Origin of the sequence: Actinomyces sp. oral taxon 169 (assembly GCF_013394715.1) — a bacterium.
Classification (GTDB): domain Bacteria; phylum Actinomycetota; class Actinomycetes; order Actinomycetales; family Actinomycetaceae; genus Actinomyces.
In genome coordinates, this window is sequence record NZ_CP058259.1 from 333,257 (window position 1) to 358,175 (window position 24,919).

Annotated in this window: 19 protein-coding genes, 1 tRNA gene and 1 pseudogene; 13 read left to right on the forward strand and 8 right to left on the reverse strand. The window is 67.8% G+C overall.

What is annotated here, in order from left to right; genetic code table 11:
• Nucleotides 1-36 precede the first annotated feature (36 nt).
• From HW274_RS01370 to HW274_RS01380, 3 genes are all read left to right on the forward strand, one after another.
• The gene (locus HW274_RS01370; protein ID WP_185989039.1) at nt 37-1,722 is read left to right on the forward strand and encodes an alpha/beta hydrolase; all 1,686 of its coding nucleotides are present in this window, start codon (nt 37-39) and stop codon (nt 1,720-1,722) included.
• 181 nt (nt 1,723-1,903) lie between these two features.
• Entirely contained in the window at nt 1,904-3,652 is a 1,749-nt protein-coding gene (locus HW274_RS01375) for an alpha/beta hydrolase (RefSeq protein WP_260679140.1), read from the forward strand.
• An 87-nt stretch (nt 3,653-3,739) separates the two neighbouring features.
• Entirely contained in the window at nt 3,740-5,347 is a 1,608-nt protein-coding gene (locus tag HW274_RS01380; RefSeq protein WP_185989040.1) for an alpha/beta hydrolase, read from the forward strand.
• Between the two features lie 144 nt (nt 5,348-5,491).
• Here the strand turns inward: HW274_RS01380 and HW274_RS01385 are convergent, their stop codons facing one another.
• Together HW274_RS01385 and HW274_RS01390 are read right to left on the reverse strand one after the other, a co-directional pair.
• Nucleotides 5,492-6,490 carry an asparaginase gene (locus HW274_RS01385; protein WP_185989041.1) on the reverse strand — a complete coding sequence of 333 codons (999 nt, stop codon included), beginning with the start codon at nt 6,488-6,490 and terminating at the stop codon, nt 5,492-5,494.
• Nucleotides 6,491-6,509: 19 nt separating this feature from the next.
• Nucleotides 6,510-8,057 carry an amino acid permease gene (locus HW274_RS01390; protein ID WP_075253630.1) on the reverse strand — a complete coding sequence of 516 codons (1,548 nt, stop codon included), beginning with the start codon at nt 8,055-8,057 and terminating at the stop codon, nt 6,510-6,512.
• A gap of 316 nt (nt 8,058-8,373) precedes the next feature.
• Here HW274_RS01390 and HW274_RS01395 point away from each other — a divergent pair.
• The 3 genes from HW274_RS01395 to HW274_RS01405 all read left to right on the forward strand — a co-directional run bounded on the left by HW274_RS01395 (nt 8,374) and on the right by HW274_RS01405 (nt 10,400).
• Nucleotides 8,374-8,446 (forward strand) — tRNA-Thr (locus HW274_RS01395).
• 618 nt (nt 8,447-9,064) lie between these two features.
• Nucleotides 9,065-9,394, forward strand: coding sequence for an Lsr2 family protein (locus HW274_RS01400; protein WP_009406140.1), 330 nt, complete (start codon nt 9,065-9,067; stop codon nt 9,392-9,394).
• 268 nt (nt 9,395-9,662) lie between these two features.
• On the forward strand, nt 9,663-10,400 hold the full coding sequence (locus HW274_RS01405) for a phosphoglyceromutase (RefSeq protein WP_075253629.1): 738 nt from the start codon (nt 9,663-9,665) through the stop codon (nt 10,398-10,400).
• Nucleotides 10,401-10,490: 90 nt separating this feature from the next.
• Here HW274_RS01405 and phoU read toward each other — a convergent pair whose 3' ends face one another.
• Nucleotides 10,491-11,171, reverse strand: coding sequence for a phosphate signaling complex protein PhoU (gene phoU, locus HW274_RS01410; RefSeq protein WP_075404787.1), 681 nt, complete (start codon nt 11,169-11,171; stop codon nt 10,491-10,493).
• A gap of 202 nt (nt 11,172-11,373) precedes the next feature.
• Between phoU and HW274_RS01415 the strand changes: the two genes are divergently transcribed.
• The 5 genes and pseudogenes from HW274_RS01415 to HW274_RS01435 all read left to right on the forward strand — a co-directional run bounded on the left by HW274_RS01415 (nt 11,374) and on the right by HW274_RS01435 (nt 16,444).
• On the forward strand, nt 11,374-12,609 hold the full coding sequence (locus HW274_RS01415; RefSeq protein ID WP_075253627.1) for a cell wall metabolism sensor histidine kinase WalK: 1,236 nt from the start codon (nt 11,374-11,376) through the stop codon (nt 12,607-12,609).
• Entirely contained in the window at nt 12,606-13,421 is an 816-nt protein-coding gene (locus tag HW274_RS01420; RefSeq protein ID WP_256692419.1) for a response regulator transcription factor, read from the forward strand. The genes HW274_RS01415 and HW274_RS01420 overlap by 4 nt, the downstream gene beginning before the upstream one ends.
• A 141-nt stretch (nt 13,422-13,562) precedes the next feature.
• Nucleotides 13,563-14,045 carry a CarD family transcriptional regulator gene (locus HW274_RS01425; RefSeq protein WP_003779424.1) on the forward strand — a complete coding sequence of 161 codons (483 nt, stop codon included), beginning with the start codon at nt 13,563-13,565 and terminating at the stop codon, nt 14,043-14,045.
• Nucleotides 14,046-14,092: 47 nt separating this feature from the next.
• The gene (locus HW274_RS01430) at nt 14,093-14,938 is read left to right on the forward strand and encodes a 2-C-methyl-D-erythritol 4-phosphate cytidylyltransferase (protein ID WP_185989042.1); all 846 of its coding nucleotides are present in this window, start codon (nt 14,093-14,095) and stop codon (nt 14,936-14,938) included.
• Nucleotides 14,939-14,999: 61 nt separating this feature from the next.
• Nucleotides 15,000-16,444: pseudogene (locus tag HW274_RS01435) on the forward strand (MFS transporter).
• A gap of 105 nt (nt 16,445-16,549) precedes the next feature.
• On the opposite strand, the gene HW274_RS01440 reads toward HW274_RS01435, so the two are convergent.
• From HW274_RS01440 to HW274_RS01450, 3 genes are all read right to left on the reverse strand, one after another.
• On the reverse strand, nt 16,550-16,978 hold the full coding sequence (locus tag HW274_RS01440; RefSeq protein ID WP_185989043.1) for a DUF2218 domain-containing protein: 429 nt from the start codon (nt 16,976-16,978) through the stop codon (nt 16,550-16,552).
• Nucleotides 16,979-17,416: 438 nt separating this feature from the next.
• Nucleotides 17,417-17,746: a heavy metal-binding domain-containing protein gene (locus tag HW274_RS01445; protein WP_003787857.1), complete on the reverse strand. Its 330-nt coding sequence runs from the start codon at nt 17,744-17,746 to the stop codon at nt 17,417-17,419.
• Between the two features lie 38 nt (nt 17,747-17,784).
• Nucleotides 17,785-18,339, reverse strand: coding sequence for a SprT-like domain-containing protein (locus HW274_RS01450; protein ID WP_185989044.1), 555 nt, complete (start codon nt 18,337-18,339; stop codon nt 17,785-17,787).
• Between the two features lie 151 nt (nt 18,340-18,490).
• Here HW274_RS01450 and HW274_RS01455 point away from each other — a divergent pair, with 151 nt between their 5' ends.
• Together HW274_RS01455 and HW274_RS01460 are read left to right on the forward strand one after the other, a co-directional pair.
• Nucleotides 18,491-19,606, forward strand: a complete 1,116-nt coding sequence (locus tag HW274_RS01455) for a hemagglutinin (protein ID WP_260679141.1) — start codon at nt 18,491-18,493, stop codon at nt 19,604-19,606.
• A gap of 425 nt (nt 19,607-20,031) precedes the next feature.
• Nucleotides 20,032-21,558, forward strand: coding sequence for a phospholipase D-like domain-containing protein (locus HW274_RS01460; RefSeq protein ID WP_075253621.1), 1,527 nt, complete (start codon nt 20,032-20,034; stop codon nt 21,556-21,558).
• A 994-nt stretch (nt 21,559-22,552) separates the two neighbouring features.
• Here HW274_RS01460 and HW274_RS01465 read toward each other — a convergent pair.
• Both HW274_RS01465 and HW274_RS01470 read right to left on the reverse strand, forming a co-directional pair.
• A complete protein-coding gene (locus HW274_RS01465; protein WP_081376172.1) occupies nt 22,553-23,491 on the reverse strand; it encodes an ABC transporter permease subunit in 939 nt (312 codons plus the stop codon).
• Nucleotides 23,492-23,743: 252 nt separating this feature from the next.
• Nucleotides 23,744-24,823, reverse strand: coding sequence for a hypothetical protein (locus tag HW274_RS01470; protein ID WP_075253619.1), 1,080 nt, complete (start codon nt 24,821-24,823; stop codon nt 23,744-23,746).
• Nucleotides 24,824-24,919 lie beyond the last annotated feature (96 nt).

Sequence of the window (24,919 nt, forward strand, 5' to 3'; positions counted from 1 at the left end):
GCGTGCACCGGCTGGTCGGTTCATATGATGGTGCTCATGGAAACGAGAATGAAGCATCCTCCCCAGAATCGACCTGCTCGGTCCTTGTCCACGGGTGTGAGCGACGCACGAGGTTCCGGTGGCCTTCGACGCCGTCGGGTGTCTGCCGGGGCGCTGGCGGCTGTGGCGGGCGTGTGCCTGGGGGTGGGGGCCGGTGTGGTCCCCGCTGCTGCGGTGCCCGCTGTGGGGTCGGCTCCGGCTGCGTCGTCCAAGGCGGCGGTGCCCAAGGGGCTGGAGTCCTTCTACGGTCAGAAGGTTGAGTGGTACGACTGTGTGGCCACTGCCGGAGTGGAGAAGTCTGCTGACAAGACGGGTTTTCAGTGCGCCAAGGTCAAGGTGCCGCTGGACTACTCCAAGCCCGACGGGCAGACCATTGAGATCGCGATGAAGAAGCACTCGGCCACCGGCTCGGTGCGCCAGGGCACCCTCTTCATGAACCCCGGCGGCCCCGGCGGATCCGGGGTGGACGACGTCGGCGGGATGGTGACCTCGACCTTCGCCGGCGTGCAGAAGTCCTACGACATCATCGGATTCGACCCCCGCGGCGTCGGCTCCTCCACCGCCGTGAACTGCACCTCCGACACCGAGCTGGAGGCGAAGACGGAAGACGCTCCGGTCAATGCCGGAGAGGCCGCCACGACGTTCGAGCAGCGGGCTGCCGTCATCTCCGCACAGTTCAAGCAGTTCGAGGCCAGCTGTGCGGCGGGCACCAAGCCTGCCGAGCTGCTCGACCATGTGGACACCGTCTCGGTGGCCCGAGATCTCGACGTGCTGCGGGCGCTGTCCGGGGACCAGAAGCTCAACTACGCGGGCTTCTCCTACGGCACCTACCTGGGGGCTCACTACGCCGAGCTCTTCCCCGCCAACACCGGCCGCATGGTCCTCGACGGCGCCCTCGACCCCAGCCTGAGCCTCAGCGAGCACATTAGGGGGCAGGCCCGAGGCTTCGAGCGGGCGCTGCGCAACTATGTCACCTGGTGCCAGTCGGGGCAGAACTGCCCCTTCTCCGGTGACGCCGACGCGGGCGTCAAGCAGATCGGGGACATCTTCAACTCGGCCGACCAGTCACCCGTGCCCTCCTCGGACGCGAACCGTCCGGTGACGGGTGCCGACATGAAGCAGGTCGTGTCGGTCATGCTCTATTCTACGGAAACCTCCTGGAGCGTCCTGAATGAGGCATTCGGGCAGGTCGTGAACCAGAATGACGCCTCGGCCTTCAGGTCTATCGCGGACCAGCTTGACGCTCAGCCCCCGGTCAACACCGGTGCGAACATCGCCATCAACTGCCGGGACTACCAGGTCGAGGGCGACATGGCCACCTGGAAGGCGCAGAGTGAGGCGCTGCAGAAGATCTCACCTCGCTTCGCGTCCACTTTCGATGGAGCCGAACTGGGATGCCAGGCCTGGGGGCACACCGGCACCCAGCCGTCCAAGAAGCTCCACGCCAAGGGAGCCGCGCCGATCCTCGTGATCGGGACGACCGGTGACCCGGCCACTCCGTACGAGGACGCCGTGTCCCTGGCCGATCAGCTGGACTCCGGCCAGCTCCTCACCTGGGAGGGCAACGGGCACACGGCTTACGCCAGCTCCGGGCGTGGCCCCTGTGTCATCAAGGCGGTCGACACCTACTTGCTCACCGGCACCATGCCCAAGAAGGGGCTGACGTGCCACGGCACGGAGTGAGCACGCGAGGAAACGCCACCCTCCCGCCGGCTGTCCGCTGAGGATCGTCAGGGAGCGTTGCGGGTACGCATCACCGTGGTTGGGGCGCCGGCGACAGGCGCCCCAACCACGGCTCTTTTCTTCTCTCGGATGCCTGCCCATGACGCGGACACGTCCGTTTACTGTTTGTAATATAACGGTTATGAAAAATAGCGTGATTGAGTTCTCCGGTCCGCGACGAGTCGCCCCGGGGCGCCGTCGGGTGTCTGCTGGGGTGCTGGCGGCTGTGGCGGGCGTGTGCCTGGGGGTGGGGGCCGGTGTGGTTCCTGCTGCTGCGGTGCCCGCGGTGGGGTCGGCTGCGGCTGTGGCTGCGTCGTCCAAGGCGGCGGTGCCCCAGGGGCTGGAGTCCTTCTACGGTCAGAAGGTCGAGTGGTACGACTGCGTGGCCACCGGAGGGATGGAGAAATCGGCCGAGAAGACCGGTTTTCGGTGCGCCAAGGTCAAGGTGCCGCTGGACTACTCCAAGCCCGACGGGCAGACCATTGAGATCGCGATGAAGAAGCACCTGGCCACCGGCTCGACGCGCCAAGGCACCCTCTTCGTCAACCCCGGCGGCCCCGGCTACTCCGGGGTGGAGATGGTGGAGAATAACGAGACCGAGTTCTCTCCCACCCTCAACCAGGCCTACGACATCATCGGCTTCGACCCCCGCGGCGTCGGCGCCTCCACCCCCATCACCTGCGGTGACGGCGCGGGCCAGCAGCCCGCCAACGCCGCCCAGGGGAGCATGGGCGTCAACGACTCCCAGCCAGGATCCCTCGTCGCCGACGTCGCCGGGGACGACCCCACCCCCTTCCGGGACGCTGAGAATCCTGCCGCCGACGGCGGAGCGGAGGCCAACGTCGGCTTTCCGGCCCTGATCGAGGAGATCACCAAGGACTTCAAGCAGGAGGAGGCCAACTGCGCCGCCCACACCAAGCCGGCCGGGCTGCTCGACCATGTGGACACCGTCTCGGTGGCTCGGGATCTTGATGTCCTGCGGGCGCTGTCCGGGGACCAGAAGCTCAACTTCCTGGGCTTCTCCTACGGCACCTACCTGGGGGCCACCTATGCCGAGCTGTTCCCCGCCAACACCGGGCGGCTGGTCCTCGACGGCGCCGTCGACCCCTCCCTGTCACTGGGGGACCGGGCCTCCGGGCAGGCCCAGGGCTTCGAGACCGCACTGCGCACCTACGTCCAGCAGTGCCAGTCCGGCCAGGCCGTCCAGGAGGGCCAGAGCTGCCCCCTGACCGGTGACGCCGACGCCGGAGTCCAGCAGGTTCGCACCCTCATCTCCTCGGCTGACCAGACGCCGCTGAAGACCTCAGACCCGAACGTCACCGTGGACGGCAGCACGATCCGCAGCGTCGTTCGCCGATTCCTGTACACCTCCGAGTACTGGTCCTTCCTCACCTACGCTCTCGACCAGGCCATCACCCAGAAGGACGGCTCCTACATCCAGGTGCTCTACGGCAAGGTGACGGCCGGAGGCAGCGCCCCGACCTTCTACGCCGTCAACTGCCTGGACATCCCCGTCCAGGGCGACATGACCAGCTGGGAGAAGGAGTACCAGCAGATCCTTCAGAGCTCGCCCACCTTCGGCGCCTCCCTGGGCAACCAGGATGCGCGCTGCCAGGCCTGGGGGCACAACGGGACCCGCAAGCCCGCACCCATCCACGCCAAGGGGGCCGCCCCCATCCTGGTTGTGGGCACCACCGGTGACCCGGCCACGCCCTATGCCTGGTCCCAGGCCCTGGCCGATCAGCTCGAGTCCGGCCGGCTCCTGACCTGGGAGGGCAACGGGCACACCGCCTACGGGCGCGCGGGGGCTTGCGTCCAGAAGGCCATCGACACCTACCTCATCAGCGGGACCGTGCCCAAGGAGGGGCTGACCTGCAAGAACGGACAGTGAAGCCGGACCGTCCCCGCCCCGGGGGCCTTGACGGGAACTTCTCCCCACTCCGTCTCCAGGAGGAGGCCCCCGGCGGCACGGCAGCATATGGTTCACGTCGTGACTACTGCGACCTCGCCTCGGCCTCGTATCAAGCCTCTGCTCGTGGCGCTCTCCGCGCTTCTGGTGTGCGGGGGCCTGACCGCCTGCCAGGACGACACCGATATCAAGGCAACGCCGGCAACGGCGTCGGCCTCGGCAGCGATTCCGGCCGGACTGGAGAGCTTCTACAACCAGAAGGTCTCCTGGTATGCCTGTGACAAGAAGGGGATGGGCGAGGCGAAGTCGGGGAAGGACACCGGCTTCACCTGCGCCAAGGTCAAGGTGCCGCTGGACTACGACAACCCGGGCGGCGAGACGATCGAGATCGCGGTGAAGAAGCGGGCCGCTAGCGAGGACTCCGTCGGCTCGCTGTTCGTCAACCCGGGTGGGCCGGGAGGGTCGGGCATCGAGCTGGTTGAGAGCGCTGGTTCCTACTTCTCCAAGAGCCTCACCGGCTCCTACGACGTCGTCGGCTTCGACCCGCGTGGCGTGGGCGCCTCCACGGCGGTCGACTGCCTGACCGACGCCGAGCTCGACGCCGAACGAGCCGGGGCGAACGACCCGGCGACCCCCTCGGCCGCCGCCACCCAGGAGCGGGCGCAGAAGATGGGGGAGGCCTGCGCGTCGAAGACCAGCCCCGCGGGGCTCCTGGACCACATCGACACCATCAGTGCCGCCAAGGACCTCGACATCCTGCGGGCGGTTGACGGCCAGCAGGCGCTGACCTACCTGGGCTTCTCCTACGGCACCTACCTGGGGGCCACCTATGCCGAGCTGTTCCCCGCCAACACCGGGCGGCTGGTCCTCGACGGCGCCGTCGACCCCTCACTGAGCGCCGCGGACCTGGCCTTGGGGCAGGCCAAGGGCTTCGAGGCCTCGCTGCGGGCCTACGTGCAGAACTGCCAGAGCTCCAAGCTGGGCTGCCCCCTGAGTGGGGACGTCGACTCCGGAGTCTCCCAGGTCCGCGAGTTCCTCGAGTCCACGAAGGCGGCGCCGCTGCCGACCTCCGACGACAAGCGGCCGCTGACCTACGACCTGGCCGTCTACGGGGTGCTGGGCTCGATGTACCAGACCCAGCTGTGGCCCTCCCTCACCCTGGCGCTGTCCCAGGCGATGGGCAAGGTGGGCAGTCCGGACGGAAGCGCGCTGCTGGCCATCGCCGACGCCGTCTCCTCCCGCCAGAGTGACGGCAGCTACTCCGGTAACGGTGCTGAGGCCCTCATGGCGGTCAACTGCCTGGACTACCCGGTCCAGGGGGACAACTCCTCCTGGGAGGAGGAGGCCAAGGCCGTCAACGAGGCCTCGCCCACCTTCGGCTCCCAGCTGCTCTACCCCGACGCCTACTGCCAGGGCTGGGGCCACACCTCGAACCGTAAGCGCGAGAAGATCACGGCCTCCGGTGCTGCGCCGATCCTCGTGGTGGGCACCACCGGTGACCCGGCCACGCCCTACGCCTGGTCCGAGGCATTGGCCGATCAGCTCGAGTCCGGTCAGCTCATGACCTGGAAGGGCAACGGGCACACCGCCTATGGGCGCTCCAACGACTGTGTCAAGAAGGCCGTGGACACCTACCTGCTCAACGGGACGATGCCGGCCAAGGGACTCACCTGCTGACCACTGCCGGGCAGGCCGGTCTGACCGGTTTCTGCAGGCCATGAGATCGGCCCCGGACGACATTCACGTCGTCCGGGGCCGATTCCTCAGCGGGCAGTGGGGGCCTGGAGGGCCCGGTGCCGCCGGGCTTCCGGGTCGCTCGCCTCACTGGCTCAGTTCACCGGCGATGGACCGTCCCATCCAGCCGGCCAGGTCGTCTCCCGCCAGTCCCTGTGAGAGCAGGAACTGGACCTTGGCGTAGGCGGCCTCCAGGGTCATGTCGCGGCTGCCGACGGCTCCGCTGCGGGCCAGTGCGTCCCCGGCCTCGTAGTGCCCCAGGAGGACCTCGGACTCGTGGCACTGGGAGGTGACGATGACGGGCGTTCCGGCATCGATCACCCGCTCGACGACGTCGGTCAGCCCTGGCTCCTGGGACGGCACGTTGCCAACCCCGAAGGCCCGCAGGATCACGGCCTCGGGCAGCGGTGTCAGCAGCGCCTCCAGGCGGGCCGCGGTGATGCCCGGGACCAGGTCGACCACGACGACGTCGTGACGGGCGTAGGGGGCGGCGTCCTTCCAGCCGATGCCCGACGACGCGCTCTGCGCCCACTGCCACGGGGCGCCAGTGGTGGCCAGAGGAGCCGCATTGGGGGACTCGAAACCGGTGAAGGCCCACGAGGAGGACTTCGTCACCCGGTTCCCGGCCAGGAGCCGATGTCCGAAGAACAGCGCCACCCCGCTCAGGCGTCCGGAGGTGGCGGCCTTGAGCGCCCCGGTGACGTTCGCGGCGGCGTCGGTTCCCAGCTCTCCGAGGGGGAGCTGGGAACCGGTGACGACGACCGGAACGCTCAGATCCGTCAGCGCATAGGACAGGGCGGCACTGGTGTAGGCCATGGTGTCGGTCCCGTGCAGGATGACGAAGGCGGTCTGCGGGTCGGCCGCGGCGTGGGCGCGCAGGTCGTCCACGATCGCCTGCCAGGACAGCGGGGTGGCGTTCGAGGAGTCGATGAGCGGGGCCAGCGAGGTCACGGACACCGAGCGTGCCAGGGGCGTGCCCGCCAGCAGCGAGTCGAGCCACGCCTCCAGATCCGCACCGGGAACGAGGCCGTGAGGGGAGTCCACCATCCCGATGGTGCCCCCGGTGTAGGTGATGTGAACGTGCATGGGCTCAGCCTCCTGCCGCTTAGCCATCGTGCGACGGGGTGGATGCGGCTTCGTCCACCTCGTCGGCGAGGACCTCGTCGAGCAGGTCGCCCCGGATGCGTCCCCGCACCGCGTACCAGCCTGCCACCATCATGACGGCGACGATGGCGAACAGGGCCAGGGTCCAGCGTCCCGCCGGGTCGGCCACGTTCGAGACGACGACGATGGTGAAGAAGGCCAGGGCCGCGTAGTTGGACCAGGGGGCCCAGGGCATCCGGTAGGCCGGGCGCACCTCCTTGCCCTCCTGCACCCGCCGCAGGAAGGCGAGGTGGGTGACGAGGATGGCGCCCCAGGTCCCGGCGATACCGATGCCGGCCAGGTTCATGACGATGTCGAAGGCGTCACCGGGCAGGTAGGCGTTGAGGACGACGCCGAGCAGCCCCAGGGCGGAGGTGATGATGATGCCCCCGGCAGGAACCTGGTGCTTGTTGAGCCCGGCCGCTACCCGAGGAGCCTCGCCGGCCACCGCCATGGAGCGCAGGGTGCGTCCGGTGGCGTACAGGCCGGCGTTGAGGGAGGACAGTGCGGCGGTGAGAACCACGACCTGGATGATGTCACCGGCATAGGGCACACCGATGCCGGAGAAGAAGGTGACGAAGGGCGACTCGGTCTTGGAGTAGGACGTGTAGGGCAGGACCAGAGCCAGCAGCATGACCGAGCCGACGTAGAAGACGAAGATACGCAGAATCATCGAGTTGATCGCCTTGGGCAGGATTTTCTCTGCGTCCTTCGCCTCACCGGCCGCCACGCCCACCATCTCCGTGCCACCGAAGGCGAAGACCACACCGAGGGTCAGGGCGAAGACGATTGGGAATCCCTCGGGGAAGAAACCACCGTTTCCGAGGATGTTGTGAGCCCCGGCGGTGATCGCACCTCCGTGGGGGTCCGTTCCGGTGTGAAGCCCGAGAACAATGGCGACGATGGCCACCACCATGAAGGACACGATGGCGGCGACCTTGATGAGAGCGAACCAGAACTCCGCCTCACCGAACATCTTGACGTTCAGCATGTTGAGGATGAAGACCAGGACGAGTGCGATGAGCGCGAAGACCCACTGCGGGACAACCTTCAGAGCCGTCCAGTAGTGGAGGTAGAGGGCCACGGCCGTGATGTCGGCCATGACGGTGACCGACCAGTCCAGGAAGAAGAACCAGCCGGTGATGTAGGCGCCCTTCTCACCGAGGAACTCACGGGCGTAGGAGACGAATGCTCCGGAGGAGGGTCTGCGGATGGCGAGCTCGCCCAGAGCGCGCACCATGAGGAAGGCGAAGATTCCGCAGACGGCATAGGCGAACATCAGTCCCGCCCCTCCGTCCTTGAGTCGCCCGCCGGCACCCATGAAAAGACCCGTGCCGATGGAGCCGCCAATGGCGATCATCTGCAGGTGACGGTTCTTCAGTGACTTGTTGTACCCGGCGTCGCCGCGGTCCCGGATCTGGTCGTGCTGGGAAGCTCGGGAGGGTGAAGGTGAAGCACCCGGCTGTGGTGATGGAGAGGTGGGGGAGTGGCTGGACGGAGACTCGCTCATGGGGATCCTTACGGAGAGGGAGACCTGTTGAATGACGTGCGGAGAATACCGGGCTCGGGTGGTGCGGGTGATGCGGGGCGGCTGTTGAGGTCAGCCGCGCTTCTGTGCGGGATGGGCCACGACGTCGTCATGATCCAGCGCTGAGTCGGGGAATCCGGGGAGGTTTGGGGGCTAGGAGGGGTCTTTGTCCTCGACGGTGGTGCCGGTGCGGCGAGGTGAGAGGTTGATTGTGTCGAGGAACACGGCTCTCCCTGCGGTACTGGATTGCGGTGGCGGCCGCGGGGCCGGTATGTTCGGCTCTGCTGCTTGTGCCAGCGCCGCCTTAGCTCAGTCGGCAGAGCGATTCACTCGTAATGAATAGGTCGTGGGTTCGATTCCCACAGGCGGCTCGATCGGCTCCGGGAGGTAATGCCTCCCGGGGCTTTTGGGTTCCCAGTGCCCTGCCCGCAGCCGCTCGGTGTGCCGTCCGGCACATTCGGTGGCCGCAGTGGTCCTTCCTGGCCCGTGTTTTGGGGATGACCGCATGGCCGAAATCCTTCGCCGTCGAGCGGCAAGGGGAGTGTCGCTGCTTGAATGAGGAGGATTCTCCTGGGGTGACGTGATGTTCCTCAGGGCAAGAGTCGTGGCGCTACGGGCATTGTCTTCCGGCTGAGAGAATCCCCCACCGCTATCTGAGAGTCATCTGGGAGATTGGCTGCCTCGGATTGACTGGTCGTTGGATACCTCTATGCGGCTGGAGGGGGTGGGGTGTCGTGCCTGGATTGTTCCGCCGAGTCTCGTGGGGATCTCCAAACAGGACCTCAGTGCTTTCACAGTTTTCGTCTCAGTCATCAAGACCTCCGGGGTGGTATGGCTTCGCACATCACTGTGTGATTGGAGGGTGGGGCGGTTGGTAATGAGGGCGACGAATAGCCGTGTTGCATTGAGAGCAACTATTGTTTAATCTAACGTTGTCCGCAGCGGGATACATCCTTCGGGCCCGCTCCCTCCACTCAGAATGAGGAATCATGGCACAGAAGACTCAAGTCATCCTCGTCGACGATGTCGACGGGTCCGAGGCCAATCAGACCGTCACCTTCGCCCTTGATGGCGTCTCCTACGAGATCGACCTGAACGACGAGCATGCAGCCGCTCTTCGTGAGTCCCTTGAGGAATGGATTGGAAAGGCTCGTCGCACCGGCGGCCGCCGTAGTTCCGGTCGTCGTCGTTCCAGCGGTCCCTCTGACACTCAGAAGATTCGCGAGTGGGCCCGTGAGCAGGGCCTTGAGGTTTCTGACCGCGGCCGCGTCTCCGCTGAGGTGCGCAAGGCCTACTACGAGGTCAACCCCGGCAACTGAGGGAACGTGGGGCGCCCGGCTCACATGCGGCCGGCACCCCGCATCGAGTCATTCTCGAGCTGACTGCCACCTCGCACCACGACTCTGGTTGTGCGCTCAGGCGCATTACCAGGGTCGTTGTGTTTTCAATACGTGAATTCGCTCCGTGAGCGGGCGGTATCACTGCGAGTAGTGCCTTCGAGTCGATGCGCCGGTACCCCACCGTGGAGGCTCCCTCCTGGGCCTCTTGGGCCTCGCGCCATGCCCGTGATCCTGGCAGGATAGGGCCATGGCTTACACCCTCGTACTGCTCCGCCACGGCGAGAGCGAATGGAACGCGAAGAACCTCTTCACCGGCTGGGTCGATGTCCCGCTGTCAGACAAGGGCCGCGCCGAGGCCGTCCACGGTGGTGAGCTGCTCAAGGAGGCCGGCGTCCTCCCTGAGAAGCTCTTCACCTCGATGCTGCGCCGCGCCATCATGACCGCCAACCTGTCCCTGGACGCCGCGGACCGCCACTGGATCCCGGTGGAGCGCAACTGGCGCCTCAACGAGCGCCACTACGGCGCCTTGCAGGGCAAGAACAAGAAGGAGATCCGGGACGAGTACGGGGAGGAGCAGTTCATGCAGTGGCGCCGCTCCTACGACGTGCCGCCGCCGCCCATCGAGGCAGGCTCAGAGTTCTCCCAGGACGCCGACCCCCGCTACGCTGGTGAGCCCATCCCGGCCACCGAGTGCCTCAAGGACGTCCTCGAGCGCCTCCTGCCCTACTGGGAGGGCACTATCGTCCCCGAGATCAAGACCGGCAAGACCGTCATGATCGCCGCCCACGGCAACTCGCTGCGCGCCATCGTCAAGCACCTCGACGACATCTCCGACGACGACATCGCCGGCGTCAACATCCCCACCGGGATCCCGCTGGTCTACGAGCTCGACGAGGAGACCCTCAAGCCCCTCAAGAAGGGCGGCCGCTACCTCGACCCCGAGGCCGAGGCCAAGATCGCGGCGGTGGCCAACCAGGGCAAGTGAGCCCCGGCGGCCTACCGCACCCTCAATGACGCGGGCGGCGTCGAACCTCAAGGAAGGTTCGACGCCGCCCGCGTCATTGGCTCTGGGCGCTCAGTGGAGCGCGTCGGCGTCCTCGGCGTCATGCGTCTCCGGCATAGAGGCGCCCGAGACGAGGTAGGCCACGCGGCTGGCCACCGACGTGGAGTGGTCTCCGAAGCGCTCCAGGAAGCGGCCCATGAGGACGGCGTCGATGACCTGCTGGCGGCTCAGGTCGTGAGCCGGGTCCAGGATCATCTGGAAGGAGCGACGGTGCAGGGCATCGAGCTCGGCGTCGTTGGTCTGAATGATGGAGGCCAGCTCCAGGTCCCGCGTCGAGATGAGGCGGGCGACGTCCTTGCCGGCGCGCACCGCCAGGTCCGCCATCTCCAGGATGAGCCCCAGGACCGGCTCGGGCAGCGGCGGCTCGGGGTAGCGGCCGCGAGCGATGGCCGCCACATGGCGGGCCAGGTCGCCCTGGCGCTCCAGGGTCTGGGCCATGCGCAGCGCGGACAGGACATTGCGCAAGTCCCCGGCCACCGGCTGCTGACGGGCCAGGAGCATGACGCACAGGTCGTCGATGTCGCGCTGGAGGTCGTTGATGCGCTCGTCGGCGTCGATCACCTGCTCGGCGATGACGATGTCCCCCTGGCGCAGGGACTCCGCGGCCCGCTCGATCGCGGTGGCGACCTGGTTGGCCATGGACTCGAGGTCGGAGCCCAGCTGCTTGAGCTCCTGGTTGAAGATGGCGCGCATGAGGCTGCTCCTGTTCGGGGCGAGGACCGATGGTTCGGGCCGGTCGGTGAGGTGGCTCGGTGGTGCTGCTCGACGATCCCGCCGAGGCCGCCGCCAAGGATGTTGTCCCCAAGCACAGCAGCCCCGCGACTCCGCCGCAAGCGGCACGCCCACAGGCGGGGCCGGCCGGTGGGGGCTCTGAGGTCTCAACTACCCTTAAGGCGTGGGTCTGACCGTCACCGTTCTCCTCCTTGCCGCCGCCGGACTCCTGTTCCTGGGGGTGGGGATCGGTGTCGCGCTGTCCCGGCGTGAGCGCAGGGCGGCCACGAGCGCCGCCGACCTGGCTGGCCTGGCCGGGACCGATACGGCCGTCCCGGTGCTGGCGGCGCTGCGCTCGACTGTCGTCGTCCTCGATGACGACGACGAGGTCCTGCGGGCCTCGGCATCGGCCTACACCTTCAACATTGTGCGCGACGACGCCGTCATCGAGCCGACCGTGGTGGCGATGGTGGGGCGCGTGCGCGCTTCGGGCCAGGCACAGGACGCGGCCGTCACCGTCGCCCGGGGGAGGGTGCCCGGTGCGGGCCAGTTCCACCTGCAGGTGCGCGTGGCTGGCATTGGCCAGGGGCGCGTCCTCATCCTCATTGAGGACCACACCGCCGCGCGTCGGGTGGAGGCCATGCGCCGCGACTTCGTCGCCAACGTCTCCCACGAGCTCAAGACCCCGGTCGGCGCGATCCAGCTGCTGGCCGAGACCGTCGAGGCCGGCGCCGACGACCCCGACTTCGTGCGCGACTACTCCGGGCGCATGCGCAAGGAGGCCCGCCGCCTGGGCGTCCTGGTCCAGGAGATCATCGAGCTCACCCGCCTCCAGGAGGGCGACGCTCTGGCCGAGCCCGAGGTCGTCGACATCGACGACGTCGTCGCCGAGGCCGTGGACCGGGTGCGCGTCGAGGCCGACGGCCGCCAGATCGCCCTCGTGGCCGGCGGCACCAAGGGGCTGCGGGTGCGCGGCGACGCCGCCCTCATCACCACCGCCGTGCGCAACCTGCTGGACAACGCCATCCGCTACTCCGAGCCGCGCACCCGGGTCTCGGTGGGCGTCTCGCTGGACGCGGAGGACCCCGACATCGTGCGCATCGCCGTGGTCGACCAGGGCATCGGCATCCCCAAGGAGGAGCAGGAGCGCGTCTTCGAGCGCTTCTACCGCGTGGACAAGGCCCGCTCGCGCGCTACCGGGGGCACCGGCCTGGGCCTGAGCATCGTCAAGCACGTGGCCGCGGACCATGGCGGCACCGTCGAGCTGTGGTCCGCCCCGGGGCGCGGCTCCACCTTCACCCTCGTGCTGCCGCGCCTGGGCGAGGGCGAACCGGTGGAGGGTGAGTCGGTCGGGGACGGTTCGGCCCAGGACGAGCCCTCCGACGCCGCCGTGGAGCACACCCCCGGGAGCGGGTCATGAGCCCGGCGGAGCGCTCCGCGGGGGCGGGCGCAGGGCCGGCGGGGGCGTCTGCGTCCTCCGGCGCACTGGCCGCGGCGTCGACGACGCCGGTGGGCGGCCCGACCCGAATCCTCCTGGTCGAGGACGAGGAGAACTTCCGAGACCCGCTCGCCTACGGGCTGCGGCGCGACGGCTTCGAGGTGATCGAGGCCGAGGACGGCCAGCGCGCCGTCGAGATCTTCGAGGCCTCCCGGCGCCCCGGCGGGGTTGGCCCCATCGATCTGGTCCTGCTGGACCTCATGCTGCCCCGCCTGGACGGGACCGAGGTGTGCACCCGGATCCGACGCTCATCCTCCGTGCCGGTCATCATGCTCACCGCCAAGGACACCGAGCTGGACAAGATCGTCGGCCTGGAGATCGGGGCCGACGACTACGTCACCAAGCCCTACTCCTACCGGGAGCTCCTGGCGCGCCTCAAGGCGGTCCTGCGCCGTAGCCGCGCCGCTGCCCCGGAACCCGAGCCGGTGCTGTCCGCCGGCGGGGTGCGGATGGACGTCGAGCGCCACGAGGTCAGGGTCGACGGCGAGGTGGTCGCCATGCCGCTGCGGGAGTTCGAGCTCCTGGAGCTGTTTCTGCGTCACCCCGGCCGCGTGCTCACCCGCAGCCAGATCCTGGAGCGCCTGTGGGGGCCTGATTACGAGGGCGACACGAAAACTCTGGACGTCCATGTCAAACGGCTCCGGGGTCGGATTGAGGCCGACGCCTCCAAACCGGTTCTCATCACCACGGTCAGGGGTCTCGGCTATCGCCTGGACGGGGATTCCGAGCACTGATTCTCCATTGCGGATGGCACCGCAGTTCTTGCCCGGTCCCGGGGCGGGCCCGCCGTGACCTCTGTGAGATACGTCCCCGATCTTTGCGCGGAATGACCTGATAAACTAGAGGTCCGCAATCCAGTCTGGAGAGTCATCCTTATGACCTATGAAGTCGGTGAGACTGTCGTCTACCCGCACCACGGGGCCGCCCGGATCATTGACATCCGGCAGCGCAAGGTACGCGGTGAGGAGAAGACGTATCTGCAGCTCGAGGTGGCCCAGGGTGACCTGACCATCCTGGTTCCCGCCGAAAGCGTTGAGCTCATCGGCGTCCGTGACGTGGTCGATGAGACCGGTTTGGAAAAGGTCTTCGAGGTGCTGCGGGCGCCGCTGACCGAGGAGCCCACGAACTGGTCTCGCCGTTTCAAGGCCAACCAGGAGAAGATCGCCTCCGGGGACGTCATCAAGGTCGCCGAGGTCGTGCGGGACCTCTCCCGTCGTGACACGGACCGCGGCCTGTCCGCCGGCGAGAAGCGCATGCTCGCCAAGGCCCGCCAGATTCTTGTCTCCGAGCTGGCCCTGGCTCAGAAGACCCCTGAGGAGGAGGCCGAGTCCCGCCTGGACGAGGTCCTCGCCTCCTAGCGCAGCGCTCGTGCTCAGGTCGTCGGGGACGCGGTAGCGTCCTGCCCGTGAGTACCAGCCCTTCATCCCAAGCATCCGCCCCGTCCGAGTCCGCTCCGGGTGGGGCGGTCGCCGTTCTCACCGCGGCGGGCTCCGGCTCCCGCCTGGGCGCCGGGGTCCCCAAGGCCCTCGTCCCGGTGGGCGGCGTCAGCCTCCTGCGACGGGCGGCGGCCGGGCTCATCGCCTCGGGCGCCGTCAGTCACGTCGTCGTCACCGCCCCCGCTGAGGAGGTCGACCGGTTCCGCGCCGAGCTCGCGGGCCTACCGGACGGATCGGTTGGGGCCTCGGCGGGCCGATGCGGCGGGATCGAGGTTGTTGCCGGTTCGCCCCGCTCCAGGCAGGCCTCTGTGGCCCTTGGGCTCGCAGCGGCCCTGGCCGCCGTGCCGCAGGCCGACGTCGTCATCGTCCACGACGCCGCGCGGGCGCTGACGCCGCCGGAGGTGACGCAGCGGGTGGTCGCGGCCGTACGGGCCGGACACGAGGCCGTGGTCCCGGCGCTGCCCGTGACCGATACCGTCAAGGAGGTCGAGGCTCGCCCGGCGGGGGAGCCCGAGCCCGTCGTCGGCACCCCCCGACGCGACCGGCTCCGGGCGGTCCAGACCCCCCAGGGATTCTCGACCCCCGTGCTCGTCGCCGCCCACCGCGCCGGCGCCGAGCGGGCCGGGGACGAGGCGCTCGCCGCCTCCGACGACGCCGGCCTCGTTGAGGCCTGCGGCGGCAGCGTCGTCGTCGTTGCCGGTGACGAGCGCGCGATGAAGGTGACCACGCCGATGGATCTGGCCCTGGCCGAGCTGCTCCTGGAGCGGCAGTCCGCTCAGGGGGAGCGCCCTGCCGGGACCGGTGGGGAGAACTGACGATCAGGTCTGTTTCCCTTTCGGTACCGCCGCCGGCCCCGATGGCTCTATCGTCTCTTCCATGAGCACGACAGTGACTGCTCCGACGCAGGCCGGCTCCCGCACCCGGCTCCTGTCCTGGCCCGTCATCGCCTGGGGCCTGTGGGACTGGGGGTCGGCGGCCTTCAACGCGGTCATCACCACCTTCGTCTTCACCGTCTACCTGGTCAGCGACTCCTTCGGGGCCAAGGCGGACAACGAGTCAGCGCTGTCCCTCGGCTGGCCATCGCCGGCCTATTCATCGCCCTGCTGGCGCCGGTGACCGGGCAGCGCTCGGATCGGGGCGGGCGGACCGTCTTCTGGCTCGGCGGCTACACCGCGGTGGTGGTGGCGGTCTCGGCGGCCCTGTTCCTGGTGCGGCCTGAGCCCGGCTACCTGTGGCTCGGCATCGTCCTGCTGGGGATCGGCAACATCTTCTTCGAGTTGGCCTCGGTCAACTACAACGCCATCCTCAACCACCTGGCCTCCAAGGACCGCATCGGTGCCGTCAGCGGCCTGGGGTGGGGGATGGGCTACCTCGGCGGCATCGTCCTGCTGCTCATCCTCTACGTCGCCCTCGTGGGGCCGAGCCCCCTGGTCTCCTTCCCTACTGGCAGCGACATGGGGGTGCGCGTCGCCATGCTGGTGTCGGCGGCCTGGTTCGGCCTGTCCGCCCTCCCCGTTCTTATCAACCGCTCCCGCAGGCTCGGGCGCTCCCGCGCCGAGGACGTCGCGGAGGTCAGTGAGGGGATGACGACTGCCGAACCGGGACGCGACCGGGCCGCCATGGAGGCAGAGCCGGTGGAGGCCGTCTCCCACCAGGGCAGGCGCAAGGAGTCGATCCTGACCTCCTACAAGCTGCTGTGGCGCACCCTGCTCTACCTGCACAACTTCCAGCCGCGCCTGCTGTGGTTCCTGCTGGCCGCCGCCGTCTTCAGGGACGGGCTGGCCGGGGTCTTCACCTACGGTGGCATCATCGCCCAGAACACCTTCGGCTTCTCATCGGGCGACGTCATCATCTTCGCCATCGTGGCCAACATCGTGGCCGGCATCGCCACCATCTGGGCCGGGCGGCTCGATGACCGCTTCGGGCCGCGCAACGTCATCATGGCCAGCCTCATCATCCTGGTGGTGGCCGGGCTGCTGGTGTTCTTCCTGCACTCCGCCGGGACCGTGGCCTTCTGGGTGCTGGGCCTGCTGCTGTCGGCCTGCGTGGGACCGGCCCAGTCGGCCGCCCGATCCTTCCTGGCCCGGCTCATCCCCGAGGGACAGGAGGGCGAGATCTTCGGGCTCTACGCGACCACCGGGCGGGCGGTGTCCTTCATGGCGCCCGCGATGTACGGCATCTTCATCTACCTGGGGACGCGCATTGTCGGACCGGGGGCGAACTACTGGGGGATCCTCGGGATCGTCGCCGTGCTGGCCACGGGTCTGCTCCTCATGCTGCGTGTGGGCAACCCCGTCGCCGAGCAGGAGTCGGCCGCGTAGACCACGTAGGCCGCGTAGACCGCCGTCGCGGTCGTGCCCTATGCCTCGCGATCGAGGGGTAAGGGTACGATCTCGCGACCTAAGGTACGACCGAGCGGCGCTTCATCACGACGAGGCCTGGCGGGCCTCGCGCTCGGCGCGCATGCGCTCAAGATCCTCCGGTGTCAGCGGCCCCTGGGTGGTCCCGGGGGCCCCGTCCTGACGGATCCAGCTCACGACGAGCCCCTCCTTGGCGCCGAAGCGGGCCAAGTGGATTCCAGTGACCTGCTCGAGGCGCTCGAGGTGCGCATCGTCGGCGGCCAGGTCGAGCTGGAGGAAGCCGTCGCGGCAGGAGAGCTCGACGACGCCGGTGACTTCCCCCTCGCGGTCAAAGGACAGCGAGCCGGTCTGGGCGGCCTCATCCCAAGCGGTGGTGATCTTGCGGCCCATGTGAGAAGCCAGCTGCTTGCCGTAGCGGGAGGGGCGGTCCGTGCTCACCCGAGCAGTGGAGCGACGGGAGAAGACGGGCTGTGCTGAGCCGGCGGAGTTAGTCATGCCTTTATCCTGACGCGCTTGGTCGGCCGCGGTCCCCACGAGTTCTCTGAGAGCGCGAGAGCGGGACGGGAAGCAGACGGGGCATACCCGACGGGGCCGAGAAAGGACTCGGCCCGCGGTTCGGAAGTCCGAACCGCGGGCCCAAGCCTCGCGAGGTCCCACCTGCGACCCGGGGTCCCATGCACCCGAGGAGGCGGTTCCTCCTTCGCCGGAACGATGATGCCAGGCTCCCTATGACCCGACTCCATCTCAGAGGAGCGACCTGTCATCGGGCTCCCCAACCCTCGAGACCGTCCCTGTCCGGCGGTGACTACTATGTAACGCCCTTACCCTGTGAGGACGAGGGACAGATCCCTGGGAAAAATCTGGGAAATTCGCGGGCGGGTGGTTTCGGTGACTCAAGCCTTCCCCTGAGAGGGGGTTGGGACTCAGTTTCGCTCAGGAGACGGGGGAGAACCGCACCGCGGTGCCTGAGGCAGTCACCATGAGCATGCCGTTGTCCGTCCCCAGCGTCTCGTAGTCGAGGTCGACGCCGACGACGCCTTCAGCGCCGAGCTCCTGGGCGCGCTGCACCATTTCCGCCAGGGCCGTCTCCCGGGCCTGAATCAGCTCTTCCTCGTAGGACTGGGAACGGCCTCCCACGAAGTTTCGGAACCCTGCGGCCATGTCCTTGAGGAAGTTGACTCCTGCGACGGTCTCGCCGCACACGACTCGCAGGTACTGGGTGACGGGGTATCCCTCGACGGTGGGGGTGGTGGTGACGATCATGAGCTGCTCCTTCACGGGGTGGCGGGCGATGGTGGTGGTCAGGACGATAGTGTCCTGGAGGGGCCAGCGGGATCGTCCGGTGGTTGGATATGAGCCAGCCTCAGGCGGCGGCTGTAGCGCTCGCTGATCCGATCGTGGGGGACGGGCTCGCCGTCGAGACTCCACGCCAGGAGGTGCTCCAGGCTGAATCGAGGGGCGCAGCGCGAGCACGAGACGGGTGAGGCCGGACGGCGCATGCGGTCTACCTCGTGGCCCGCCGGGCACCTGCCCACCCAGCGTCCCCGGAGCCGCGGAGCCTGAGCGTCAATGAGCCTGCGGCCCGTCGCCCCCAACCGGGTCGCCTCGGCGGCCCAGACGGCGTCGTGCCCGTGGCGGGGGCCGACGCGGGCGTGGGCGATCTCGTGCAGGATCGTCTCGCGGACCTGGGCCTCGTCGTACAGGCTCATGAGGTGGCGGCTGAGCGTGATCCGACGTCGAGCATGATCCGTCTGGCCGGCCCGCCGGCGCGCCCGGTCGAAGGCCAGGTCCCAGTCGCCGACGTCGGCCTCCTTCATGAGGGAGCGCGCCAGGCTCAGGACATCGGGCAGATTCACGGCCCCACGGTATGCGACGGCGGACTCACCCGGCCGACGGCGGCGCTGTGGGGCGCATCGCCTCCCGCCAGATCCTGATCGGATACTCGCCGCGGGAGGCCCGGGCCGCTTCGGGCCGTGCGTCGGCCCGTGATGTGACACGATGGCGCCGATGTCCCACCATCCCTCCGGCCGACGTCCGCGGCCCCAACGAAGCACCGCAGGAACCGGCTCGCCCCAGCCCGCACGAGCTCCGCGCAGCGCCCGCCCAGCCGCGCAGCGCGGCACTGACCGCGCCCGGCGGGAGGATGCGAGTCAACGCCCCAGGAAGGCGAAGGGGAGTCGAGGTGGCCGTGGGCGCCTCGGGCTCCTGCGCGCCGGTGCCGGACGGGGGCGGGGGCGCAGCGGTTCCCTTCAGTCCTTCCTGAAAAGCCCGATCGGCGTCGTCCTGGCCGCCTTCCTGGTCACGCTCCTGGTGGGACTCATCGTGCTGCGTGCCACCGGCTCCTCGCTCGGCGGCCTCGCGCTGGGGTGGGACAAGGCCACTGATACCGGCACACCTTCTGCGCCCGCGCCCCTGGTGCCCGACGCCAGCGGCTTCAACGCCGCCCGCATCATCGATGACGAGGTCTTCTACGACTCCCAGGCCATGACACGCGAGGAGATCGCCGCCTTTCTTACCCGCGTCAACGCCGGCTGCCAGCCGGGCAGCGACGGCACCGAGTGCCTGGCCGGCGCCACCTTCTCCGTGCCGGCCCGCCAGGCCAGCACCTTCTGTCCCGGAGGTATCGAGGCCGCCTCCGGCGCCAGCGCGGCCGATGTCATCTGGGAGGTCTCCCAGGCCTGCGACATCAACCCCCAGGTGCTCCTGGTCCTCATTCACAAGGAGCAGGGGCTGCTCACCGCCTCCGGTGCGAGCCTGAGCGCACGCGACTACGAGGCCGCTGCCGGCTACGCCTGTCCCGACCACGGGGCCTGCGACCCCCAGTGGGCCGGCTTCCCCTCCCAGCTCTACGGGGCGGCCTCCCAGTTCCATCGCTATCGTCTCGACCCGAGCAGCTACGACGTTGTGGCCCAGCGGCCCACACGGATCGCCTACTCGCCCGACGGGCAGTGCGGCAGCGGTGAGGTGACGGTGGCCAACCAGGCGACAGCGGGCCTGTACAACTACACGCCCTTCCAACCCAATGAGGCCGCCGCCCACGGCGGGGACCAGTGCACCTCGTGGGGCAACTGGAACTTCTACGGCTACTTCAAGACCCTCTTCGGCGCTCCGACGTCGGCCTGAGGGCGCCCACGCGCAGGGGCGGATTCCGCAGTATTTCAAGGGATGCGAGGGAGGCTGCCAGTGCGCCCGGAAAGCCGTGACCATATCGTCATCAAGCGTCATCATTTAGATGCGCGATTTCCAGGCTTCTCTCAGACAGCATCGGCAGAGTCATAGTCACCGCTGAACGGTGGCGACCGTGAGGTACTGGGGAGTACCACTGACCGGCCACCACTGAGTCTGGGCCACAGCCAAGGGAATGTGCTCGGGCGTTTCGGTGAAGGAGGACCCGCTGCCGAATGGGAACCGGTAAGCGACCTCGTTGCGAAGGGCCCGACCCGGTGGTGAACCGGGGCGGGCCTTCGCAGTGCCTGGGCGTAGGACCATCCGGTCCGCGCCCAGGCGTTTTTGCGGGGACCAGTCGGCGGGCATGACATGATGCGAGCATGACGCTGCCGCCGGTACTGGCGACCACCTGGGTCGTCATCGAGTACCTCATCAAGATCGCTGCGCTGGGCACGGTTCCGGAGAACCGCCGCCCGTCGTCGTCGACCGCCTGGCTGCTGCTCATCTTCCTGCTGCCCCTCGTGGGACTCCCGCTCTACCTGCTCATCGGCAGCCCGTGGGTCCACGGCACGCGTCGCCGCCAGCAGCACACCGTCAACGAGATCACCCTCGACTACACCCGCTCCATGCCCGACCTGCCCAAGGGTGCCCGGCCCTCGACCTACCTGGCCGGGGCGCTGCGCATGAACCGCCGGCTCACCGGCCTGCCCTGCGTCAGCGGCGAAGTGGTGGCCGTCCACGCCGATCCCCGCAGCACCTACGAGGCCATGGCCCGAGCCATTGACTCCGCCACTGACCACGTCCACGTCGAGTTCTACATCATGAGCTGGGACGAGGTCACCGACGTCTTCTTCGCCGCCCTGGAGCGCGCGGTGGCCCGCGGTGTCACGGTGCGCCTCCTCCTGGACCACCTGGGCAGCCGCAAGTACCCCGGCTGGAAGCAGTTCTGCCAGCGCATGACCGACGCCGGCATCCACTGGCGCCTCATGATGCCGCTGCTGCCGCTCAAGCGCCGCTGGCGCCGCCCGGACCTGCGCAACCACCGCAAGATCCTGGTCATCGACGGTGAGAGAGGCTTCATCGGGAGTCACAACGTCATCGACCCCTCCTACCGGACCCGGCGCAATGTGCGGGCCGGGCGCCGCTGGGAGGACCTGTCGGTGGAGGTCACCGGAGAGATCGTCCTGGAGGCCCAGGCCATCTTCGCCATGGACTGGTTCTTCGAGGCCGGTGAGCAGCTCGAGGCCTTCGACCTGGCGCTGGGGACGCCGGCTGAGACCCTGCCGGAGATGGCGGGACTGCCGGGAATCCCGGTGGGCACGCCGGCCCCCAGGCCCGGGCGTCCGGGCGCCGTCGTCAACGCCATGCAGCTCGTTCCCTCCGGGCCGGGATACCCCACCGAGCCGAACCTGCGGATGTTCCTGGCCCTCATCCACGGGGCCAAGCGGCACGTGTCCATCACCAGCCCCTACTTCATCCCCGACGAGGCGCTGCTGGCGGCGATGACGTCGGCCGCCTACCGGGGGGTGGAGGTCGAGCTGTTCGTGGGCAAGGAGTCCGACCAGTTCATCGTCAGTCACGCCCAGCGCTCCTACTACTCGGCGCTCCTGGCGGCGGGGGTGCGGATCTACCTCTACCCCTCGCCGATCGTCCTGCACTCGAAGTACATGACGGTCGACGACGAGGTGGGGGTCATCGGCTCGTCCAACATGGACTTCCGCTCCTTCGCCCTCAACTACGAGGTCATGCTGCTGGCCTTCGGAGGGGATCTCGACGACCTGCTCCGCAACAACGACGCCGCCTACCGGGCCGCCTGCACCGAGCTGACTCCCGAGCTGTGGGCCACCGAGCCCTGGTACAACCGCTACGTGGACAACGTCTGCCGCCTCATGTCCGCCGTGCTGTAGCGGGGGCGAGGCTGGGTGCTTCGACGAGCAAAGCGCCGGGACAAAATGTGCAGGCGGTCATATCATGGTGCCTGAGAAGCCTTGGCATGGCGACCGGCTGTCGGGAAGGGGATGCGCCGTGGATATCCCGCAGTGGATGTGGGGCATGTTGCTCATGTGGGTCAGCATCGCGTTTGGAACGGGGGTCCGTCTGTACCGAACCAGACGCTCCTGGATGCGCAAGTACCGGGAGGACCAGCCTCGGCGCTGAACGATCCGGGCTGCCAGTGCGTTGTCTCATGGCGTCTGGGGGTTTCGAATGTCGTGACGTCTCGAGACGCCGGTTGGGTGGGTTTACCAAACGGGAGAGGTGCTGTCTGCCCTGTTGGAAGGGGCTATTTTGGCTGCTCGCAGTCGCCCTGGTGGCGCCTGGCGTTGTCTGGACGCAATGCACGAGGTTGGGGTGCTACTGGGGGAGGGTTGGGGGTACTCCGGGTATGTGGGGACTTCGTGCAGTACGGACAACCCTCGACTAGTGGATCCCCACCCTCGTGCGGTATGGAGCTCACAAGATAGAATTGCATGCTCGATCTGCTTATATGAGCAGATCGGAGATGGTGAGAGCTCCTTTGAAGTGGCGGCCTTATATAAAAGGCGTGATAGGTCGGCCCAGGTGGGACTCAGGCCTCAGTGAATTTGCTTTTCAGGGCGGTGTCCTAGGGGTGTTTTCGATGGCGCAACAAGCAGTCGTTTCGTCCGAGGAGGTGATTTTGTGGGTATCCCTGCGTGGGTGTGGGCGCTAGCAGTTGGCTGGAGTGGAGTTCTGGTGGGGACGGGGGCTCGTCTGTATCGGACCAGGCACTCTTGGATGCGCAAGTACCGAGACGAGCAGACCCAGCGCTGAACGATCCGGGCTGTCCGCATGGACGTCGTCGGCCCCCGCACCGGGAGAGGGTGCGGGGGCCGACTGTGTGGAACCGGAGAAAGGGTCTGATGGGACGCGTGAGCCGGTGGCTCAGGCGTCGCGGCGGGTGAAGACGACCGCGGCGATCGCCAGCGGGACGATGGCCCAGGCGGCGAAGACGGCGACGGCCTGCCAGTGCTGGAGGAAGGCGGCGGTATCGGCCTGTCCCCACTGGTGAGCCAGGCTGAAGGGGTCGGAGACGGCGGTGGACAGGGTGTCCGGCAGGAGTCCCAGGACCTTGTTCGCCCACTTCCAGTGGCCGGCCATCATCTGGAATGGAAGGGGGACGACGAACAGCACCGAGACCACTACGGTGATGGCGCCCGCCGTCGAGCGAGTGAGGTGGCCGACCCCCTGGGCCATGAGTGCGATGATCGCGAAGGACAAGCCGGTGCCCCAGAACAGCCCCAGGTAGTGGGTATCAGTGAGAGAACCGGCGTGGCCCTTCATGAACGGGTAGGAGGCGGCGTAGGCCAGCGCCACGCTGAGGACCCCGAGGACGAAGGAGAAGGCCGATCCGACGAGCGCCTTCGCCGCGAACAGATGCCCGCGGCGAGGAACGGCCATCATCGAGGAGCGGATCTGTCCCGAGGCGTACTCGCCGGTCATCATCAGGGCCCCTAGGACGGCGACGACGATCATGCCCAGTACCGAGCCCGCGGCGATCATGGTCTTGGCCTGGTCGGCCCGATCGGGGGAGCCGGCGTAGCCGATGGCCAGGCCCGCGCCGAACAGGACCGTGATGACGATCGTGATGGCCGACGTGACCCAGGTGGAGGTCAGGGTGCGCAGCTTGATCCACTCGGCTCGCACCGCGCCGGCGAAGGACTGCCGACCAGCCACGCGGGGGCGACTGGGGCGGCCAGCGGTCTCCAGGGCCCGATGCCGCCTGGTGTGGGATGGCCGAGAGACGGGGGTGGTCTTCTGGAGGGCCTCGAAACGGTGGACGCCCATGGCTGGGCCGGCTGCGGCGTCGATAGTGGTGGTCATAGTGCGTCAGTCCTCGGGATGCTCGTGGCCTTCGTTCTTCCTGAACTGATTCCAGGTTAGGAGGGCGGGGCTCCGGTGTGATCGTCCCGGTGGCTGAACGCAGTAGGGGCGGTCTCCTCCCCCTGAGGGAGGAGGGGTCCTCTGCGGGGACGATGAGTCGTTGCCTGGACCGAGAGATGACCGCTGGCCGTGGGACGAGGGGCTGGGGGCCGCTGGCCTGAGCGCAGAGGTGAAGGTGGGGTGGTGGGGTGTCTAGAGTTCGGCGGCTTTGTTGAGGATGGCGGCTTCGTCTTGGCCTCTTGTGCTTTCGTGTGTGGGTGTCCAGGTGCCGTTGTTGCAGGTGAAGGTCAGCCAGGGGTCGGCGACGTCGGATGTGGTGTTCAGTGCCCAGTTGTTGAGTTGGAGTGTGGTCAGTCCTGCGGCTTGGCAGTCGGCGACGGTGTGGATGACGGGTGCTGCTGCCTCGGGTGTGAGGCCTTTGTTCTCGTCGGTGACTAGGCCGGTGACGGACAGGGTGGTGCCGTCGAGGTCGATGGTGCCTGCGGGGCTGGCCTGTTTGGTGGCGGTGATGAGCTGGTCAAAGGGTGGGTTGCTGAACTGGCCGTCAGTTTTGGGGGTGGAGGTGACCTTCCAGCCGTTCATGGTGAAGGTCTTGGAGGATTTCTTGACGTTTGGTTGGGTCAGGTTGGTGGGGGTTGTGGTGACTTCTCCGTAGTCGATTGTCGGTCCCTGATACTCGTCGATGTTGCCGGTGAAGGTCTTCGCTTCTCCGACGGGGGTGAGTGCGCGCTTGACGTCGGTCCGGATTGCCTCGGGGTCTTGTTGACAGGAGACGTCGACGTCGATGGTGCTGCCCTTGGCGTTCCAGGACACCGAGATGATGAACTCGCCTGAGTAGTCGGGCTCCTCCTGGAGTGTCTTCTGCCGAGTTGACGCCAGCAGGTTGGCGGCCGCCTCCGCACTGGTGTTGTCCTTGAGGCGCACGTCCAGTCGGACGTCGTTGCCGCCGAGGTCGGCTGAGGCCTCAGTGGTCTTGGCGGAGATGACGTCAGGACTGCTGGAGAGGTGCTTGGAGGCTGTACTGGCAACGTGCCGGACTTGGAAGCCATCCGGGCCGATGTCAGGGTGCAGGTTGACATAGAGTAAGCAACCGTAACCACCAATGATCAAAACAAGTACGACCAGTACGAACCGGACCAGCCACCACTCAAACGATCTGCCAGACAGCGCTACTCTCCAGCCGGTAGAGGCTCCGCTGCTCGAGTCGACGGTTGGGGCTTCTTCTGACCCTGCGTCTCCTCTGTGCTCAGGCGTGGTCTGCTCGTCCGGCATCGGCTGCTCCCTTATTGACTGACTGGAAGCATTCTTCCCGATCGGTCGCAACGGTGGGGGCTTTCAGTCCGACAGTGCGGCGGTGAGGGCGGGGCC

Excerpts from the sequence above, each read along its gene's own strand:
- HW274_RS01370 (WP_185989039.1), top strand. The coding sequence starts at position 37 with ATGGAAACGAGAATGAAGCATCCTCCCCAGAATCGACCTGCTCGGTCC.
- HW274_RS01375 (WP_260679140.1), top strand. The coding sequence starts at position 1,904 with ATGAAAAATAGCGTGATTGAGTTCTCCGGTCCGCGACGAGTCGCCCCG.
- HW274_RS01380 (WP_185989040.1), top strand. The coding sequence starts at position 3,740 with ATGGTTCACGTCGTGACTACTGCGACCTCGCCTCGGCCTCGTATCAAG.
- HW274_RS01385 (WP_185989041.1), bottom strand. The coding sequence starts at position 6,490 with ATGCACGTTCACATCACCTACACCGGGGGCACCATCGGGATGGTGGAC.
- HW274_RS01390 (WP_075253630.1), bottom strand. The coding sequence starts at position 8,057 with ATGAGCGAGTCTCCGTCCAGCCACTCCCCCACCTCTCCATCACCACAG.
- HW274_RS01400 (WP_009406140.1), top strand. The coding sequence starts at position 9,065 with ATGGCACAGAAGACTCAAGTCATCCTCGTCGACGATGTCGACGGGTCC.
- HW274_RS01405 (WP_075253629.1), top strand. The coding sequence starts at position 9,663 with ATGGCTTACACCCTCGTACTGCTCCGCCACGGCGAGAGCGAATGGAAC.
- phoU (WP_075404787.1), bottom strand. The coding sequence starts at position 11,171 with ATGCGCGCCATCTTCAACCAGGAGCTCAAGCAGCTGGGCTCCGACCTC.
- HW274_RS01420 (WP_256692419.1), top strand. The coding sequence starts at position 12,606 with ATGAGCCCGGCGGAGCGCTCCGCGGGGGCGGGCGCAGGGCCGGCGGGG.
- HW274_RS01425 (WP_003779424.1), top strand. The coding sequence starts at position 13,563 with ATGACCTATGAAGTCGGTGAGACTGTCGTCTACCCGCACCACGGGGCC.
- HW274_RS01440 (WP_185989043.1), bottom strand. The coding sequence starts at position 16,978 with ATGACTAACTCCGCCGGCTCAGCACAGCCCGTCTTCTCCCGTCGCTCC.
- HW274_RS01445 (WP_003787857.1), bottom strand. The coding sequence starts at position 17,746 with ATGATCGTCACCACCACCCCCACCGTCGAGGGATACCCCGTCACCCAG.
- HW274_RS01455 (WP_260679141.1), top strand. The coding sequence starts at position 18,491 with ATGTCCCACCATCCCTCCGGCCGACGTCCGCGGCCCCAACGAAGCACC.
- HW274_RS01460 (WP_075253621.1), top strand. The coding sequence starts at position 20,032 with ATGACGCTGCCGCCGGTACTGGCGACCACCTGGGTCGTCATCGAGTAC.
- HW274_RS01465 (WP_081376172.1), bottom strand. The coding sequence starts at position 23,491 with ATGACCACCACTATCGACGCCGCAGCCGGCCCAGCCATGGGCGTCCAC.
- HW274_RS01470 (WP_075253619.1), bottom strand. The coding sequence starts at position 24,823 with ATGCCGGACGAGCAGACCACGCCTGAGCACAGAGGAGACGCAGGGTCA.